At 72.8% G+C, this 16,872-nt stretch carries 14 protein-coding genes; 1 reads left to right on the forward strand and 13 read right to left on the reverse strand.

Features of this window, described 5'->3' with window-relative positions; all coding sequences use genetic code 11:
- Nucleotides 1-188 precede the first annotated feature (188 nt).
- The 12 genes from ABEB12_RS19210 to ABEB12_RS19265 all read right to left on the reverse strand — a co-directional run bounded on the left by ABEB12_RS19210 (nucleotide 189) and on the right by ABEB12_RS19265 (nucleotide 13,446).
- Complete coding sequence (locus ABEB12_RS19210) at nucleotides 189-2,201, reverse strand: hypothetical protein (protein WP_185059056.1); 2,013 nt, start codon at nucleotides 2,199-2,201, stop codon at nucleotides 189-191.
- A 147-nt stretch (nucleotides 2,202-2,348) separates the two neighbouring features.
- Nucleotides 2,349-3,539: a uroporphyrinogen-III synthase gene (locus ABEB12_RS19215; protein WP_185059055.1), complete on the reverse strand. Its 1,191-nt coding sequence runs from the start codon at nucleotides 3,537-3,539 to the stop codon at nucleotides 2,349-2,351.
- Nucleotides 3,540-3,541: 2 nt separating this feature from the next.
- Nucleotides 3,542-3,955 carry a nitrite reductase small subunit NirD gene (gene nirD, locus ABEB12_RS19220; RefSeq protein ID WP_185059054.1) on the reverse strand — a complete coding sequence of 138 codons (414 nt, stop codon included), beginning with the start codon at nucleotides 3,953-3,955 and terminating at the stop codon, nucleotides 3,542-3,544.
- The gene (gene nirB, locus ABEB12_RS19225; protein ID WP_185059053.1) at nucleotides 3,952-6,489 is read right to left on the reverse strand and encodes a nitrite reductase large subunit NirB; all 2,538 of its coding nucleotides are present in this window, start codon (nucleotides 6,487-6,489) and stop codon (nucleotides 3,952-3,954) included. The genes nirD and nirB overlap by 4 nt, the downstream gene beginning before the upstream one ends.
- Entirely contained in the window at nucleotides 6,486-7,940 is a 1,455-nt protein-coding gene (locus ABEB12_RS19230; RefSeq protein ID WP_185059052.1) for an FAD-dependent oxidoreductase, read from the reverse strand. Before ABEB12_RS19230 ends, nirB begins: the two co-directional genes overlap by 4 nt.
- Before the next feature lie 327 nt (nucleotides 7,941-8,267).
- Nucleotides 8,268-8,681, reverse strand: coding sequence for a TA system VapC family ribonuclease toxin (locus ABEB12_RS19235; RefSeq protein WP_345702931.1), 414 nt, complete (start codon nucleotides 8,679-8,681; stop codon nucleotides 8,268-8,270).
- 18 nt (nucleotides 8,682-8,699) lie between these two features.
- Nucleotides 8,700-8,951, reverse strand: a complete 252-nt coding sequence (locus tag ABEB12_RS19240) for a hypothetical protein (protein ID WP_185059050.1) — start codon at nucleotides 8,949-8,951, stop codon at nucleotides 8,700-8,702.
- A gap of 15 nt (nucleotides 8,952-8,966) precedes the next feature.
- On the reverse strand, nucleotides 8,967-11,066 hold the full coding sequence (locus tag ABEB12_RS19245) for a molybdopterin oxidoreductase family protein (RefSeq protein WP_345702932.1): 2,100 nt from the start codon (nucleotides 11,064-11,066) through the stop codon (nucleotides 8,967-8,969).
- Nucleotides 11,067-11,133: 67 nt separating this feature from the next.
- Nucleotides 11,134-11,358, reverse strand: coding sequence for a hypothetical protein (locus ABEB12_RS19250; protein WP_185059048.1), 225 nt, complete (start codon nucleotides 11,356-11,358; stop codon nucleotides 11,134-11,136).
- Nucleotides 11,359-11,465: 107 nt separating this feature from the next.
- A complete protein-coding gene (locus ABEB12_RS19255) occupies nucleotides 11,466-12,071 on the reverse strand; it encodes a TetR family transcriptional regulator (RefSeq protein WP_185059047.1) in 606 nt (201 codons plus the stop codon).
- Nucleotides 12,068-12,607, reverse strand: a complete 540-nt coding sequence (locus ABEB12_RS19260; protein ID WP_185059046.1) for a carboxymuconolactone decarboxylase family protein — start codon at nucleotides 12,605-12,607, stop codon at nucleotides 12,068-12,070. Before ABEB12_RS19260 ends, ABEB12_RS19255 begins: the two co-directional genes overlap by 4 nt.
- Nucleotides 12,604-13,446 (reverse strand): SDR family oxidoreductase, encoded by an 843-nt coding sequence (locus ABEB12_RS19265; RefSeq protein ID WP_185059045.1) that lies wholly within the window; start codon nucleotides 13,444-13,446, stop codon nucleotides 12,604-12,606. Before ABEB12_RS19265 ends, ABEB12_RS19260 begins: the two co-directional genes overlap by 4 nt.
- A gap of 87 nt (nucleotides 13,447-13,533) precedes the next feature.
- Here ABEB12_RS19265 and ABEB12_RS19270 point away from each other — a divergent pair, with 87 nt between their 5' ends.
- Nucleotides 13,534-15,282 (forward strand): hypothetical protein, encoded by a 1,749-nt coding sequence (locus ABEB12_RS19270; RefSeq protein ID WP_185059044.1) that lies wholly within the window; start codon nucleotides 13,534-13,536, stop codon nucleotides 15,280-15,282.
- A gap of 140 nt (nucleotides 15,283-15,422) precedes the next feature.
- Here the strand turns inward: ABEB12_RS19270 and ABEB12_RS19275 are convergent, their stop codons facing one another.
- The gene (locus ABEB12_RS19275) at nucleotides 15,423-16,805 is read right to left on the reverse strand and encodes an MFS transporter (RefSeq protein ID WP_185059043.1); all 1,383 of its coding nucleotides are present in this window, start codon (nucleotides 16,803-16,805) and stop codon (nucleotides 15,423-15,425) included.
- Nucleotides 16,806-16,872 lie beyond the last annotated feature (67 nt).

Consider the following 16,872-nt stretch of genomic DNA (forward strand, 5'->3'; position numbering starts at 1 on the left):
GACAACAGCCAACGGGTGCCGCCAGTCGTGAGCGGGCCGACGGTGACGCTCCATCAGCGAGGCCGAACCGCCAGAAGCGACGATCAGCCCGGCCTGATCCGTGCCTCACGCCCCGCGCAGGCGTCAGAGATGGGGTGCGGCCGAAGCGGACGGGGCGCGGGCGTGACGCCGGTGCCGGGTCGCGGGGTTCAGTCGTCGGAGTCGCCGCCGGAGTCGCCGTCCGAGTCGCCGGAGTCGTCGCTGTCGGAGCGGCTCGAGCGATCCGAGTCCTCGGAGTCGCGCGACCGCTCGCGCCGGCTCTCCGAGCGGTCCTCGGGCCGGGACGACCGGTACTTGCTCGGCGACTCGTCGTCATCCTTCTCGGTGCGGTACTTCTCCCGCTTGGGCTCCTGCTTCGCGGCGTCGGAGGAGTGCTTGCGCGGGCTGGCGCCGGCGTCCCCGGCCTGGTACTTGCCCGGCGCCTCACCGGGTTTGGTCGTGTACTTGCCGTTCGGCTCGGTCCGCGTCTCGCCGGCCGGCGCCGACGAACCACCCGGCCGCGCCTCCGGCTCGGGTTGCGGGCGGGCCCCCGGCCCCGTCTCCGGCTGAACCTCCGGCCGGGCTCCCGGCTCGGCACCGGGCCGCACAGCGGGCTCGGCACCCGGACCGGCACCCGGAGACGTTCCCGGCTGAACCTCCGGCCGGGCTCCCAGCTCGGCACCGGGCTCCGTACCAGGCCGCGCCCCGGGCTCAACCTCCGGACGCGCACCCGCCTCTTTCCCAGGCCGCGCTTCCTGCTCCGCACCGGGGCGCGCGGCAGGTTCCGAATCCGGCCGCGAACCCGCCTCCGCCCCCGGGCGCGACCCCGGCTCGGCGCCGGGTCGCACGGCGGGCTTCGCCGCCGGGGCGGTCTGCTTGGCCCGGGAGTCCGCTTCCAGCTTGGTCGCCTGGGCGACCAGCTTCATGCGGGTCTCGTCCTGCGCGGCCTTCTGCTCCGGGGTGAGCGGCGGCAACTGGTCGGCCGGTGGCGCCTCGCCGTTCGGCGGGACCTGCTCGGCCGGGCCCTGTGGCTCGCTCCGCTCGCCGATCTTGGGCGGGGAGGCCGGCGGCGGGGGTTCGGCCGGGGTGATGCCGTGCCCCCCGACCCGCTGCTCCGGCGCCTGCTCGGGGACCGCGTTGGGCTCCCTGAGCTTGGTGCCCTCGGTGGGCCGCGAACGCTCGCCCTGTTCCGGCCGCTGCCCGGAGCCCCACCGCTCACCGGGGGCGCTGTGCGGCCGCCGGGAGAGCTCCCGCCGCGCACGCTCCGGGTCGCCGGTCAGGTCGGCCACCCCGCGCACCACCGAGGCGGTCCGGTCGGCGTTGTCGGAGAGCGGCGTCCGCGCCGCCTCCTGCACGCCGGAGTTCAGCATGCTCAGCTCGCGCAGCTTGGCGTCCCGCTGGCTCCGGACCTCCTCGAGCTGGCGGCGCAGCTCGGCGCTCTCCGACGCATCCGACTTGAGGGTGCGCTCCAGCTCGGAGAGCTGCCGCTGCGCGGTGACCAGGTCCTCGGCCACGGTCCCGGCCGTGTGGTACTCGGCCAGCTGGGTGCGCAGCACGGTACGCTGCTGCTCGAGCGTGGACTTGCGGGCGAGCAACGCCTGCACCTCGACCGGGAGGTGGTTGAAGACGCGGGCCATCGGCGTCTCGGCCCACAGCTGCTCGGTCTGCGAGATCAGGTCCAGCTGGCGGTCGATCGAGTCGAGCAGCGAGCTGGCCTGCGCGGCCCAGGTCACCGGGTCGACGGTGGAGGTGTTCTCCGGCGGGGCGGACGCCACCGGCACGGTCTCCACGCTCGCCGCGTGGCTGGCGATCCAGCTACCACCACCGGCCAGGATGCCGAAGGCGCCGAGCATCGCCACCGCACGCCGCTTCAGCAGCGAGGTGGTCTCGTCCCGGGCGGCCTTGCTCGGCCCGGGGCCGGGCAGCGGCGGCGGGGCGCTGAACGACGGGGAGAGCGGGCGGGCCGGCGCGGTGTCCGGCATCGTCGGCAGGTCGGCGTCCGGCGGGGAGGCCAGCCCGGGGTGAGCCGCGGCATCCAGACCTTGCACGCGCACGCGACGCGCCTCGGCCCGGTGCGCGGCGCAGCAGTAACGGCGTTGTGGGCGGCCGGGCAGGGTCTCGATGTTCCGCGCACAGCCCGGCAGCGCACAGTTGCGCACCGTGACTCCACGCGTTGCGGACATGACCCCTCGATCTCCCCAAACATCAAGCCAACCTTGACGCTACCCAGGCCGTAGCCGGTTTGTCACCGCGCGTGCTACTTCAGAATGCTTTAGGCGCCAATTGTGTAACGGATGTGACACCGCCCCCGATAAAGCGCTGACGCGCTCCTACGGACGGCGGTAGTCGCCGGAAACGCACTGCCCGCCGAGCGGCGCCGGGCCGGAAACCGGGTCGAGGGCCAGCCGGTAGCCCCGCTTCACCACCGTCTGCACCAACTTGGGGGCGCCGAGCGCGGCCCGCAGCCGGGCGATCGCCGTCTCCACCGCGTGTTCGTCGTCGCCGCCCCCGGGCAGCGCCCGCAGCAGCTCGGCCCGGCCGACCACCCGGCCCGGGCGGCGGGTCAGCGCGCGCAGCAGGGCCATGCCGGCCGGCGGCAGCGCGCGCAGCTCGCCGTCCACGAGCGCGGCGTGCCCGCGCAGCTCCAGCCAGTGACCGGCGGCCGGGTAGCCACGGGTGCGGTTGGGCGCCTCGGCCTCCAGCCGGCGCACCATCGCACCCAGCCGCGACCGCCGGGGCTGCACGTTGGGGATGTCCAGCTCCTGCAGCGGCGCGGCGGTCACCGGGCCGACGCACACCGCGAGTACCGGCCCGCGCAGCGCGGCGACCAGCTCGTCGCGCAGGCCCCGCTCGGCGGCCCGGGCCAGCAGGCTGGCCGCCGCCGGTGCGCTGGTGAAGGTCAACGCGTCCACCGAACCGGCGATCACCGCGTCGGTGAGCCGGTCCACCGGGCCGATGTCGTCCGGCGGCACCCAGCGGTAGACCGGCACGGTGACCACGTCCGCTCCGGCGCACTCCAGCGCCTCCACCAGGTCGGGCAGCGGCTCACCGTGCAGCTGCACCGCGATGCGCTTGCCGTCCACGCCGGCGTCCAGCAGGTGTTCCAGCACCTCGGCCGACGACTCGGAGGCCGGCGACCAGGCGTCCACCAGGCCGGCCGCGCGCACCGCGCCGCGCGCCTTCGGCCCCCGGCAGAGCACGGTGGCCGGGCGCAGCGCGTCCAGCAGATCCTCACCCAGACCCCAGCCGTCGGCGGCCTCCACCCAGCCCCGGAAGCCGATGCCGGTGGTGGCGATGACCAGGTCGGGCGGGTTCTGGATGAGCGAGCGGGTGGCGGCGGCCAGCTCGGCGTCGTCCGGCAGCGGCACGATGCGCAGCGCGGGGGCGTGCACGACCACCGCGCCCCGCCGCTCCAGCAGCGCGCCCAGCTCCTCGGCGCGCCGAGCGGCCGTCACCCCGACGGTGAACCCGGCAAGCGGCGGCACGCCGGACCCGGTCTCGGCCACCAGTGTCACCCCCATGGTCATGATGGCGGCCCGATATGTACCCAGCCGTCCAGCACTCGAACCGGGTACACCCGCACGGACCGTCCGGGTTCGTCCAGGCATTGCCCACTGACCAGGCTAAACGCCTGCTTGTAGAGCGGCGACGCGACCACCGGTTCGCCGCCCCGGTCGCCGATGATCCCCCGGGACAGCACCGGGGCGCCACCGCACGGGTCGTAGTTGTCCAGGGCGTACACGCTGTCGTCCGGCAGCCGGAACAACGCTATCTGCTGCCCACCCAGCAGGGCGGCCGCCCCGCGCCCCGGTTGCAGCCGGTCCAGCGGGCAGACGGACCGCCACCCGCTCAGCACCGGGGTCTTCGTCGGTGTTTCCGTCGGGCGCCAAACTGGGCGCCCGACCCTGCCCGCCGGCTCCGCCGTCGGGGTGCTCATCGGGCCGGCTCCAGTTCGATCAGCACCGGCTGGCTGCCCCGGTCGTAACCCACCGGAACGCGCTGCCCCCGGCGATCGACGAACTCGATGGTCGGGTCCGGCATCTCGGGCGCGTTCACGAAGGAGGTGAACCGGGCCAGCTTCTCCGGGTCCTCCAGCACCCCGCGCCACTCGTCGGCGTAGCCGGCCACGTGTGCGGCCATCGCGGCGTCCAGGTCGGAGCAGATGCCCAGCTTGTCGTCCATGATCACCTCTCGCAGGTGGTCCAGGCCGCCTTCCAGGGACTCCAGCCACGGCGCGGTGCGCTGCAGGCGGTCGGCGGTGCGGATGTAGAACATCAGGAACCGGTCGATGGTGCGGATCAGCGCGTCGGTGTCCAGGTCGCTGGCCAGCAGCTCGGCGTGCCGGGGGGTGAAGCCGCCGTTGCCGCCCACGTAGAGGTTCCAGCCGGCGTCGGTGGCGATCACCCCGAAGTCCTTGCCGCGCGCCTCGGCGCACTCCCGGGCGCAGCCGGACACCGCCGACTTCAGCTTGTGCGGGGCCCGTAACCCGCGATACCGCAGCTCCAGGGCGATGGCCAGGCTCACCGAGTCCTGCACCCCGTAGCGGCACCAGTCCGTGCCCACGCAGGACTTCACCGTGCGCAGCGCCTTGCCGTAGGCGTGCCCGGACTCGAATCCGGCGTCCACCAGCCGCCGCCAGATCGCCGGCAGCTGTTCCACCCGGGCGCCGAACAGGTCGATCCGCTGCCCACCGGTGATCTTGGTGTACAGGTCGAAGTCCCGGGCCACCTCGCCGATCACGATCAGCTTCTCCGGGGTGATCTCGCCGCCGGGGATGCGCGGCACCACGCTGTACGTGCCGTTGCGCTGCAGGTTGGCCAGGAAGTGGTCGTTGGTGTCCTGCAGCGCGGCCTGCTCGCCGTCCAGAATGTGCCGGCTGCCCAGGCTGGCGAAGATCGAGGCCACCGCCGGCTTGCAGATGTCACAGCCGGTGCCGGTGCCGTGCCGCGCGACCAGTTCGGCGAACGTCTTGACCCCGGTGCTGGCGACGATCTCGAACAGCTCCTGGCGGCTGTGGGTGAAGTGCTCGCACAGCGCCTTGGACACCTCCACGCCCTCGGCGGCCAGCAGCTTCTTGAGCACCGGCACGCAGGAGCCGCAGCTGGTGCCGGCCCTGGTGCAGGCCTTGAGCGCGGGCACGTCGTGGGCACCGCCGGCGATAGCCGTGCGCAGGTCGCCCTTGGTCACCGCGTTGCACGAGCAGATCTGCGCGCCGTCCGGCAGTGAGTCGGCGCCGACCTCGACGCCGCCGGGAGCGATCATCGCCACCGGGTCGGCGGGAAGTCGCGACCCGACCAGCGGGCGCAGCGTGCCGTACCTGGAGGCGTCCCCGACCAGCACGCCGCCGAGCAGCGTCTTCGCGTCCCCGCTCACCACCAGCTTCTGGTACGAGCCGGCGACCGGGTCGTTGACCACCACCTCCAGCGAGTCCTCGGCGCTCGCGTGCGCGTCGCCGAAACTGGCCACGTCCACGCCGAGCAGCTTCAGCTTGGTGGAGGTGTCCAGGTCCTGGTCCGTGACCGAGGCCGCCGACCGACCGAGCAGTCGCTCGGTCACCACCTCGGCCATCGCGTAACCCGGCGCGACCAGCCCGTACGTGCGCCCGGCCAGGGCGGCGCACTCGCCGATGGCGTAGATCCGTTCCTCGCTGGTCCGGCAGTGGTCGTTGACCAGCACCCCGCCCCGCTCGCCGACCCGCAGCCCGGCCGCCCGGGCCAGCTCGTCGGACGGCCGGATGCCGGCGGAGAACACCACCACGTCGGCGTCCAGCTCCACCCCGTCGGACAGGGAGGCCAGCAGCCGGGTGTCGGTGCCCTCGGTGATCCGGTCGACCGAGACCCCGCAGCGCACCGCGACGCCCAGGTCGGTGACCAGCCGGCGCAGCAGCGCGCCGCCGCCCTCGTCCACCTGCACCGGCATCAACCGGGGCGCGATCTCCACCACCTGCGGGGAAAGCCCGAGCAGGCGCAGTGCACGGGCCGCCTCCAGGCCGAGCAGCCCGCCGCCGACCACCACCCCGGACCGCCTCCCGGCACCCCGGCGCTCCGTCGCCGCGATGGCCGCTTCCTTGATCGCGTCCAGGTCGTCCAGCGTGCGGTAGACGAAACAGCCGGGCAGGTCCCGGCCGGGCACGGGCGGCACGAACGGGTACGAGCCGGTGGCCAGCACCAGCGCGTCATACGGCGTCACCCCGCGCGCGGTGTGCACCGCGCGCGCCGCCGGGTCGATCCGCTCGACCTGCTCGCCCAGCCGCAGCTCCACCAGGGGATCGCCGGCCACCGGGGGTAACCGCAGGCCGTCCTCGTCGGTGCCCTCGAAGTACGACGACAGCGCCACCCGGTCGTAGGCCGGCCGGTGCTCCGCGCCGAACACCACCACCCGCCAACACCCCTCGGTGTCCCGCGCGCGCAGCGTCTCCACCAGCCGGTGCCCGACCATGCCGTGCCCGACGACTACCAACGTCTTGCTCATGCGGCACCTCCTGCCGAAGCGGACAACCAGTCACAGATGCCGGACACCGCCTGCCGGCAGCCGCCGCACCCGGTGCCGGCCCTGGTGGCCCGGCTGAGTGCGGCCACGTCGGTCGCGCCGGACCGCCACGCGGCCACCAGCCGGCCCTTGTCCACCGAGTTGCACCGGCAGATCACCGTGGCCGACGGCAGCAGCGCGGGGGAGCCCAGCTCGCCCTGCGGCTCGCCCGGCCTGGCCCGCCCGAGCAGCAGCGCCAGCCGGTCCTCCGGGGCCGGCGCGCCCGAGTCGAACAGCTGGACCACCGACGCGCCGGCGTCCGGCAGCCCGAGCATGATCGCGCCGACCAGCCGGTCGTCGCGGAGCACGATCTTGGCGTAGCGACCCCGCCGGGCGTCCTCCAGCCGGAGCACCTCGAACTCGGCCGACTCCTCGGTCAGCGCGTCGCCCACCGAGGTCAGGTCGATGTCCCGGGCCTTGAGCCGGGTGACCAGCGGCGAACCGGTGTACCGGGCGGCCGGGTCGGCCCCGGTGAGCAGGTCGGCCAGCACCCGCGCCTGTTCGAACCCGGGCTGGACCAGCCCGGACACGGTGTTGGCGTGGCTGGCGCAGTCGCCGATGGCGTGCACCAGGTCGTCCGAGCTGGCCATCCGGTCGTCCACGGTCACTCCGCCGCTCACCACGATGCCGGCCTCCGCCGCCAGCTCCGAGTTGGCCCGCACCCCGGCCGCGACCACGACCGCGTCCACCGGCAGCACCGCGCCGTCGTCGGTCTCCAGGCCCTCACCCGGGGTCCACCGCTTGGCCAGCACCCCCAGCCGCACGTCCACGCCCAGCCCGCGCATCGCGGCGGCCAGCACCCCGCCGGCCCCGCTGTCCAGCTGCCGTTCCATCAGGTGCTCCACCGGGTGCAGCACGGTCACCCGGGCACCCCGGCCGACCAGCCCCCGGGCCGCCTCCAGCCCGAGCAGCCCGCCGCCCAGCACCGCCACCCGCCCGCCGGCCCCGGTCAGCCGCAGGATCCGCACGCAGTCGTCCATGTCCCGGAAGGTGGCCACGCCCTCGGCCAGCGCGCCGTCCTCGGCCAGCAGCCCGTCGGTCGGCGGCACCCAGGCCCGGCTGCCGGTGGCCAGCACCAGCTCGTCGTACGGCTCGGTGGTGCCGTCGGCCAGGCGCACCCGGCGGGCGGCCCGGTCGATCGCGGTCACCGCCGTCCCGGTGCGCAACGTGACCTGGTGCTCGGCCGCCCAGTCCGGCTCGTGCAGGTGCAGCTGCTCGGGCCTCAACCCACCGCCCAGCACCCCGGACAGCAGCACCCGGTTGTACGCCCGGTGCTGCTCGGCACCGAACACGGTGAGCCGGACGCGGGAGCCGTCCGGGTCACGCCGGCGCACCTCCTCGGCGAACCGCGCGCCAACCATTCCGTACCCGACGAGAACTATGCGGCGAGACACCCAGCCAAGCTAAAAAGCAACCGTTACGTCCGGCGCACCCCACATGACGCCCACGTAACGCTCCCCTCACCCCCACCCCCCACCTGCGGTGACACCCCCCACCCCCCATGTCGTTTCAGTCACTCCAGCACACCGTTTCAGTCACTCCAGCACCTTGGTTCAGTCACTTCAGCACGTTGATTCAGTCACTTCGACCGCTCCATTCGTGATCATCAGGGCATAAGTGTCCGACTAGACCAACTGGTAGTCACAGCAGCGCAGACAGCCGCGCTCGAGCCAGCGGCACCATCGTGAGCGCCAACAGCCGCTACGCCGCGTTACCCTCGTCTACTCCGTGCCGAGGCAAGCCACTCGAACCGAAGGGTGACGCCCGGCCGCGGCCCGGTCCAGGGTGACCAGTTCCAACCCGGCGACCTGAGCAAAGGCGGCCAGGTAGTCATCGGTCCACAGCTGATGACTGGCGTCGTTCCGCGCCGACAGCGCCCGCCACACCTGCTCGAGCCGCACCGGTTCCTCGGCCCAGAGCACCCGCTCGTCTGCCCTGAGCCGATCCAGCACTCGCCAGGCCTCGCTACGCTCGAGCACGTCACCACCCATCACCGCCTTGTTGGACAGCAACCGCAACAGGCTCATCTGGGTGACCCGGCACATGACCAGGCCTTCGCGCTGGCGGTCCATCCAAGTGGCAACGGCGGGATGGTGCACGTGCCGCCCCCAGATCGCCGACAACCAGACCCCCACGTCCAGGAGATACACTGGTCAGCCGTACCTCTCGGCGTCGGCGGCGGCGAGGGCGTCCTCGATGTCGGCGTTGCTCACGTCCACCCGGGGCTCGGCGGCTGACCCGACCAGCGGCAGCTCGACCCGGACGGAGAGGCCGCGCGCCGCCGGCCAGCCGAGCTCGACGGTGAGGGCGCGGATGAAGAGCTCCTTCAGGCTCTCCCCGCGCTCGGCCGCCCTGGACTTGGCGGCCCGGACGACTTCATCGGGCAGCTCCACCGTGGTGCGCATAAAAACATATTACCATCACGCCGACTCCAAGCGCACGGCGCAGGCCTTGAACTCGGGCATCCGGCTGATCGGGTCGAGGGCCGGGTTGGTGACCAGGTTGGCCGCCTGTTCGGCGGCGAAGTGGAAGGGCAGGAAGACCGTGTCCAGCCGGGCCTCGGGCGCGCAGCGGACCACCGCAAGGGCGGCCCCTCGCCGGGAGACCACCCGCGCCGCCTCCCCGTCCGACAACCCGGCCCGCCGCGCGGTGTCCGGGTGCACCTCGACGAACGAACCCGGCGCCACGGCCACCAGCTCGGCCACCCGCCGGGTCTGCGCGCCCGACTGGTAGTGCGCCAGCACCCGCCCGGTGGTGGCCCACAACGGGTACTCCTCGTCCACCGACTCGGCCGGCCCGGCGTACTCCACCGGGACCAGCCGGGCCAGCCCGTCCGGATGGGCGAACCGGTCGGTGAACAACCGGGGCGTGCCGGGGTGGTCCGGCGAAGGGCACGGCCAGTGCAGCGCCTCGCCGGATTCCAGCCGCGGGTAGCTGATCCCCGAATAGTCGGCGAGACCGCCGGCCGAGGCCCGGCGCAGCTCGTCGAACGCCGCCTCCGGCCGCGTCGGAAAGGCGTCCGCCGGAACCGGCACGCCGTCCGGCCGGGGCCCCAGCCGGAGGGCGAGTCCGGCGAGAACCTCCAGGTCGGTGCGCACCCCGGGTGGCGGGGCCAGCGCGCGCCGGCGGCGCAGCACCCGGCCCTCCAGGTTGGTCATGGTGCCGTCCTCCTCGGCCCACTGGGTCACCGGAAGCACCACGTCGGCCAGCCGCGCGGTCTCCGAGGGGAACGGGTCGGCCACCACCAGCAGGTCCAGCGACTTCAGCCGCCGCGCCACGGCGGCCGAGTCCGGCGCGGAGACCACCGGGTTGGCGCCGAACACCAGCAGCGCGCGCGGCCCGTCCGGCCGGCCGAGGGCGCCCAGCAGCTCCACCGCGCTGCGTCCCGGACCGGGCAGCGAGGCCGCCGGCACCCCCCACACCGACGCCACGTGCTCCCGCGCGGCGTCATCGGAGATCGACCGGTAACCGGGCAGCTGGTCGGCCTTCTGCCCGTGTTCCCGCCCGCCCTGGCCGTTGCCCTGCCCGGTGATCGTGCCGAACCCGCTCCCCGGCACCCCCGGCAGGCCCAGTGCCAGCGCCAGGTTGATCCACGCCGACACCGTGTCCACGCCGTGCGCGTGCTGTTCCACCCCGCGCGCGGTCAGCAGGTACCGCCGCGCCGAGGTCGCCAACAGCCGCACCACCTCGCGCTGCTCGGCCACCGAGACGCCGCACACCCGCTCGGCCCGCTCCGGCCACCACGGCGCGGCGGCCCGCCACGCGGCCTCGAAACCGGTGGTCCGGGCGTCCACGTAGGAACGGTCCAGGTACCCCTCGGCGACGGCCACGTGCAGCATGCCCAGCGCCAGCGCCAGGTCGGTGCCCGGTGCCGGGCGCAGGTGCAGCCCGCCGGCCTCCACCGCCTGGCGGGCGGTCGCGCTGTACCGGGGGTCGATCACCACCTGCTTCGCGCCGTGCAGGTGGGACAGCAGCGGCGGCATGGTCTCGGCCACATTCGCGCCGGCCAGCACCACCACGTCGGCCTGGTCCAGGTCGGTGACCGGGAACGGCAGGCCCCGGTCCACGCCGAACGCCCGGTTGCCCGCCGCGGCGGCCGACGACATGCAGAACCGGCCGTTGTAGTCCACCTGCGAGGTGCCCAGCGCCACCCGGGCGAACTTGCCGAGCAGGTAGGCCTTCTCGTTGGTCAGCCCCCCGCCGCCGAAAACGGCCACCGCGTCCGGCCCGTACGCCGCGCGCAGCCCGGTGAGCCGGCGCGCGACATGGTCCAGCGCGTGGTCCCAGGACACCGGCGAACCGTGCAGCAGGGGGGTGGTGAGCCGCTCCGGGTGGTCCAGCAGCGAAGCGGAAGTCCATCCCTTCTGACACAGCCCGCCGGCGTTGGTGGGGAACTCCCTCGGCGCCACGCTCGCCGGGCCCGAGCTCGCTGGGCCCGAGCTCGCCGAGCCCGACACCGTCACGGTCATGCCGCACTGCAGAGCGCAGTACGGGCAGTGCGTATCGGTCCCTACGGTCACCCGAGCATGCTCGCCGCGGTCGATGACGGCGTCGTTACCGCGGCATTGCCGGCATGCTCAGGGACGCTCACCGGGTTTCGGTCGGCGCGGTAAGCGCACGCCGTTCCGGCTCACCGCCGGAACGGCCCTCGAGCTCCCGCGCCCGACGCGCCAGCAGCTCACGCTCCCGGCGCCGCCCCTGTGCCAGCGCCCGCTCCCTACGCTCGAGGTTGTGCTCCTCGAACCGGGCGCCGGCCAGGAAGCCGATCAGCAGGATCACCGCACCCGCAATGACGATCGCAACCAGTCCCATGACCCTCGACCTCCCTTCTTGCCCGCTGTTCCAGCTGGCACCCCAAATACATCACGGGTGGCCGGTGGGGAACTGGGCGAAGGCTGGCAACGCCGGTCGAATGCTGGTCATTTCCTGGGAAGCAGCCGCTGCGCCAGCGCCACCATGGGCTCGCGCAGCTCGCCCAGCGTTTCCACCCGGTCGGTGATGAACCGCGCGGTGACCTGCGTGACCAGCGTCGCCACCAGGGCCTCGCAGGCGAACCGCTGCTCCTGGGTGCCGGCGCCGGCGATCTCGGCCAGCCCGTCCACGTACCGCTGCTGCGAGGCCAGCCGCCGGCGCATCGCCTCCGGGCCGGCCGCGTAGGTCTCGATCAGGAACAGCCGGGTGTTCGGCGGGTCGGCGGCGAGCACCTCCAGGTACGTGCCGATCATCCGGTCCAGCCGCTCCGCCGGGGTCCCCGCCCCGGCCGCCGTCTGGCGCAGCGTCGCCGCGAGATGGTCGGTGGCCGCATCCAGCGCGGCGATGAAGCACTCCTGTTTGGAGCTGAACCGCTGGTAGAACGTCTCCCGGGAGACCCCGGCGCGCTTGATGATGTCGGCGACCACGGTGTCCGCGTAGCCCCGCTCGGTCATCACCTCGGTCATCCCGCGCAGGATGCGGGACCGCTGGATGGCGGCCACCTCGTCGCGGCTGAGCCGGTGGCGGCCCCGGGGCAGCGGCGTCGGGGTCATCGGCGGCTCCGGTCGGGCTGGATGCGCAGCGTGTTGCAGAAGGTGGCCAGCATGTCGTAGTGCCCGGCCAGCATGAGGAACTCGACCGCGGCCGGTTCGTCCAGGTGCTCCCGCAGCGCCGCCCAGGCGTGGTCGTCCAGGTCGCGGGCGGTGTGCAGCAGGTCCGCGGCGGCCAGCAGCGCCCGTTGCCGGGGCGTCCAGCCTTCCGCTTCCGGCCCGGCCTCGACCCGCCGCAGGTCGTCCTCGGTCAGGCCGGTGCGGCGGCCGATCCGGCGGTGGTGCTCCCACTCGTAGGCACAGCCGCACAGGTGGGCCACCCGCAGGATGACCAGCTCGGTGTCCCGGCGGGGCAGGGTGCCGCCGGGCATGAGCCGGCCGGCGAACCGCAGCCAGCCGCGCAGCAGCTTGGGCTGGCGGCCCAGGGTGAGGAACAGCCGGGTGGGTTCGGTCCCGCTGACCCGCCCGCCGACCCGGGCCAGCGTCCAGGCCAGCGGCCCGACCTCGGCGAACCCGCCGGGGGCGATCCGCGCGCTCACGGCGTCACCGGCAGGGCGCGGCGCATCGCCCGGTTCAGCAGGCGCATGGCCACCACGTACAGCGGCGGGCACACCCGCTGGACGAGGTACATCAGCCGGATGTCGGCCGAGGTGTAGACCAGGTACCGGTTCCGGCGCATCCCGGTGATGATCGCATCGGCGGCCCGCTCCGGGGTGACGGCATGCCGCAGGAACCGTTCCCGCAGCCGGGTCAGCTCCGGGTCGCCCCGGTCGACCCCGGCGATCTCCACCGTGTCGGTCAGCCCGGTGCGCACGCCGCCCGGGCAGACCAGACTGACCCCGATCCGGTGTTCGGCCAGGTCGAACCGCAGAACCTCGGAAATCCCCCGCAACCCGAACTTGCTCGCGCTGTACGCGGCGTGCCAGGGCAGCCCGAGCAACCCGGCCGCCGAAGCGACCTGCACCAGGTAGCCACCCCGTCCGGCCCGGATCATCGGCGGCACGAACTCCTCGATCACGTGGATCGGCCCCATCAGGTTGACCTCGATCATCTTGCGCCACTGCTCGTGGCTCAGCCGGTCGACCGTGCCCCAGGTGGAAACGCCGGCGATGTTCATCACCACGTCCACGCTGGTCACCCGGGCATGGACGGCCTCGGCCAGCTGGCGCACCTGCTCCAGGTCGGACACGTCGGCCACGCGGTGGCAACCCACCGCGCCGCCCCCGTCCCGCACCAGCCGCACCGTCTCGGCCAGCCCCGACTCGCTCAGGTCGGTCAGGTACAGCTCGGCGCCCTCGTGCGCCGCGCGCAGCGCCGTGGCCCGCCCGATTCCGCTGGCAGCGCCGGTGATGAGAACCCGTTTCCCGGTCAGAAGCACGGCGGGAGACTATCCACGAACAAATTTGTTCGTCAATCGCGATCCGGCCAACTTGTCGTGCGGTTCCGACTTGGGGAACATCGGGTTATGGCGGACCCCGATGCAGCCGACCACACCGGGCTCTGCACCGAGTTGCGGCAGTTACGGCTGCACGGGTTGCACCGCGCGCGCACACTGGATCTCCCGTGCCTGCTGGGCGCGGCGGGCGCGCTCGGCCACCTGGACGCCGACCCGCCGAGGGACCTCGCGGTGGAGTCCCTGCTGCGCCAGGCCGTGGACCGGCTGGGCGAGAGCCGGGAGGCCACCGCCGCCATCCGCAGCTTCGGCCTGGACCCGGGCCAGAAGCTGTGGAAGGCCGCCGACCGGCGGAAGTCCGCCGCCCGCGCGCAGGGCGTGAGCGTGGAGACCTTCCGCAAGAGCTACGAGCTCACCCTGATCGACCAGCTGGCCAACGAGATCATCGTGCTGCTCGCGCTGTCGTCTTCGAACCCGGCCCAGCCCACCCCCGACCCGTCCCAGCCAACCCCGAACCCGCGCCGGCCCGACTCACCGAACGGCACGCCCGCCGGGGAGAGCCCCGAGCCCCCGGCCGGCCCACCGGTCCCGGAACCGCTGGTGATCACCGAGCAGCAGGTTGCCGACGCGCTCCGCACCGCGCACGCCAGCGCGGACTGGGACCTGGTGGAGGGGGCCTACGGCCAGTGCGTGGCGATCGCCGAGGACCAGGCCCGGTTCATGCCGGAGTCCATTCCGGCCTTCTACGCCGAGGCGCTGGGGCGCGTGTCGGCCTGCTACTACGGCCGGGAGGAGCACTTCATCCTGCACGGCCTGGGCATCCTGGCCAACGCCGAGCACGCCAACAAGATCACTCCGGCGCTGTTCCAGCGGCTCTACGGTGACGACCGGTTCGACCGGTTCGTGCAGTACACCCTGGACGGCGGGCAACGCCGCCGCCGGCGGCCGCACCCGTTCGAGACGCTGGTCGAGACCGCCCGCCGGTTCCGCGACCTGAACCACCTGCAGGCCGTGCTGGAGGACATGCCCACCTCGTGCGTGCTCGGCGGCTCGCTCAACTACGGCCGCTACTTCAGCGTGCGGGGCGGGCTCGGCCGGCACCGGGGCTCCAACGTCGACCTGATGATCGTCATCCCGGACTACCGCTGGCTGGACGAGGTGATCGCCGGCGTCGGCGAGCTGCGCGGCAGCGCCCGGGCCAGCATGAAGGCCCTCGAGCAGCGGGCCAGGGTGTGGCGCGACCACGACCTGGACGACGGCTACTCGCTGTTCAGCCAGCGCATCCAGATGTGGACCGACCAGGACGACCCGATCATGGCCTGGGCGCCCAACCGCGGCGAGTACTCCCTCGACCTGCGCATCGTGTCCTCATCGGTGCTGGACTGGATCCTCATCGCCGACATCCCCAAGCTCACCGCCAACACCGCCGGCAACTCCCGCTCCATCCGGGACTTCTGCCAGCACGACACGCGGGGCAACGAGCACCAGCGCAGCTTCTCCGGCCGCAACCAGCGCCCCACCCTGGAGGTCACCGAGCTGGCCGACAGCCTGCTGCGCACCCACCGCGTCTACTCGATCCACGACGACCGCTACTACCCCGGCTCGGTGCAGAACCTGCTCCTGCCCCGGTTCAACGCCCGGTGGGACAACGTCCCGGTGCTCAGTGCCCTGGAAGCCTTCCGCTGGAAAATCATCGAGCGTCTGCGCTACGAACGCCGCCAGCAGCCCTACGAGCTGCAACGCGTCAGCCTCTCCCATACCCGCCTGGAAGGCTTCGCCCCCCACATCCTGCGCAACATCGACAACGCCGACGCCATCTAACCCCCAACACCCCCAGCCCGATTCAGTGCCTTCAGCACGGTGATTCAGTGCCTTCAGCACGGTGATTCAGTCAGTTCAGCAGCGCTGACCATCCCGCCGGGCGGCCAAACCGACTGAATCACTGTGCTGAACCGACTGAATCAGACGCGGGCGTAGGCGGGGGCGCCGTCCACTCGTACCGGTGTGGCCGCGCCGGCCGGGCGACGCAGGTAGACGGCGTAGGTGATCACCGCGCAGACCAGGTAGAACGCCAGAAAGCCGTAGAACGCCGGCACCCCGCTGTGCGCCGCCGCGAACGACTGCCGGAAGGCCAGGTTGATCAACAGGCCGCCGAGCGCGCCGACCGCCGAGATGATGCCGATCGCCGCGCCGGAGATCCGCCGCGCGCGCAGCATGGCCGCCTCCGGGTCGGCGCCGGCGTCGATCGCGGCCAGCGACTTGGCCCGGAAGATCGCCGGGATCATCTTGTAGGTGGAACCGTTGCCCACGCCGGAGAACACGAACAGCCCGATGAACCCGGCGGTGAACAACACCAGTGAACCCGCGCCGGAAGCGAGCACGCACACCGTGGTGGCCAGGCCCATGGCCAGGAAGTTCCACAGGGTCACCCGCGCACCGCCGACCCGGTCGGCCAGCCAACCGCCCAGCGGCCGGATCAGCGAACCGAGCAGCGGGCCGATGAAGGTCACCGCCGCCGCCTGCAACGGGGTGCGGCCGAACTGGGTCTGCAGCACCAGCCCGAACGCGAAGCTGTAGCCGATGAACGAGCCGAACGTGCCGATGTACAGGAACGACATGATCCAGGTCTGCGTCTGGGCGACCGCCTCCCGCGCCGCCCCGGTGTCGTTGCGCATGGTGGACAGGTTGTCCATGTACAGCGCGGCACACACCGCCGAGATCACGATCAGCGGGATGTACACGGCCAGCAGCAGCCAGGGCCTGGTCGCCCCGGTCAGCGCGATCACCGCCAGCCCGATCAGCTGCACCACCGCCACGCCCAGGTTGCCGCCGCCGGCGTTCAGTCCCAGCGCCAGCCCCTTGCGGCCCTCGGGGAAGAACGCGTTGATGTTCGCCATGGACGAGGCGAAGTTGCCGCCGCCGAACCCGGCGAGCACCGCCATCAGCACGAACACCCCGTAGGGGGTGCCCGGGTGCAGCACGAATGCCGCGGCGACCGTCGGGATGAGCAGCAATAGCGCGCTCACGATGGTCCAGTTCCGGCCGCCGAAGCGGGCCACCGCGAACGTGTACGGGATGCGCAGCATCGCACCGACCAGTGAGGCGGTGGACACCAGGAAGAACTTGCCCGCCGCGTCGATCCCGTACGCCGGCCCCATGAACAGCACGAACACCGACCACAGCGACCACACGGAGAACCCGACGTGCTCCACGAAGATGGAGAACCACAGGTTCCGGTTGGCCACCGACCGCCCGGTGCGCGACCAGAAGTCCGGGTTCTCCGGCTCCCAGTGATCGATCCAACGGCCCGACCGGGCTCCGGCCAGCTTCTCGTCTGCAACCATGCCGCGACGGTAGGAAGCGTCGGTTACGCCGGCGTAACCAGGCATAACGCGCGTGCTAAGTGGTGCT

The sequence above is a fragment of the Actinospineispora eucalypti genome (assembly GCF_039543365.1).
Lineage (GTDB): Bacteria > Actinomycetota > Actinomycetes > Mycobacteriales > Pseudonocardiaceae > Pseudonocardia > Pseudonocardia eucalypti.

Coding starts and splice junctions, on each gene's coding strand:
- ABEB12_RS19210 (WP_185059056.1), bottom strand. CDS start 2,201: ATGTCCGCAACGCGTGGAGTCACGGTGCGCAACTGTGCGCTGCCGGGC.
- ABEB12_RS19215 (WP_185059055.1), bottom strand. CDS start 3,539: ATGGGGGTGACACTGGTGGCCGAGACCGGGTCCGGCGTGCCGCCGCTT.
- nirD (WP_185059054.1), bottom strand. CDS start 3,955: ATGAGCACCCCGACGGCGGAGCCGGCGGGCAGGGTCGGGCGCCCAGTT.
- nirB (WP_185059053.1), bottom strand. CDS start 6,489: ATGAGCAAGACGTTGGTAGTCGTCGGGCACGGCATGGTCGGGCACCGG.
- ABEB12_RS19240 (WP_185059050.1), bottom strand. CDS start 8,951: ATGCGCACCACGGTGGAGCTGCCCGATGAAGTCGTCCGGGCCGCCAAG.
- ABEB12_RS19250 (WP_185059048.1), bottom strand. CDS start 11,358: ATGGGACTGGTTGCGATCGTCATTGCGGGTGCGGTGATCCTGCTGATC.
- ABEB12_RS19255 (WP_185059047.1), bottom strand. CDS start 12,071: ATGACCCCGACGCCGCTGCCCCGGGGCCGCCACCGGCTCAGCCGCGAC.
- ABEB12_RS19270 (WP_185059044.1), top strand. CDS start 13,534: ATGGCGGACCCCGATGCAGCCGACCACACCGGGCTCTGCACCGAGTTG.
- ABEB12_RS19275 (WP_185059043.1), bottom strand. CDS start 16,805: ATGGTTGCAGACGAGAAGCTGGCCGGAGCCCGGTCGGGCCGTTGGATC.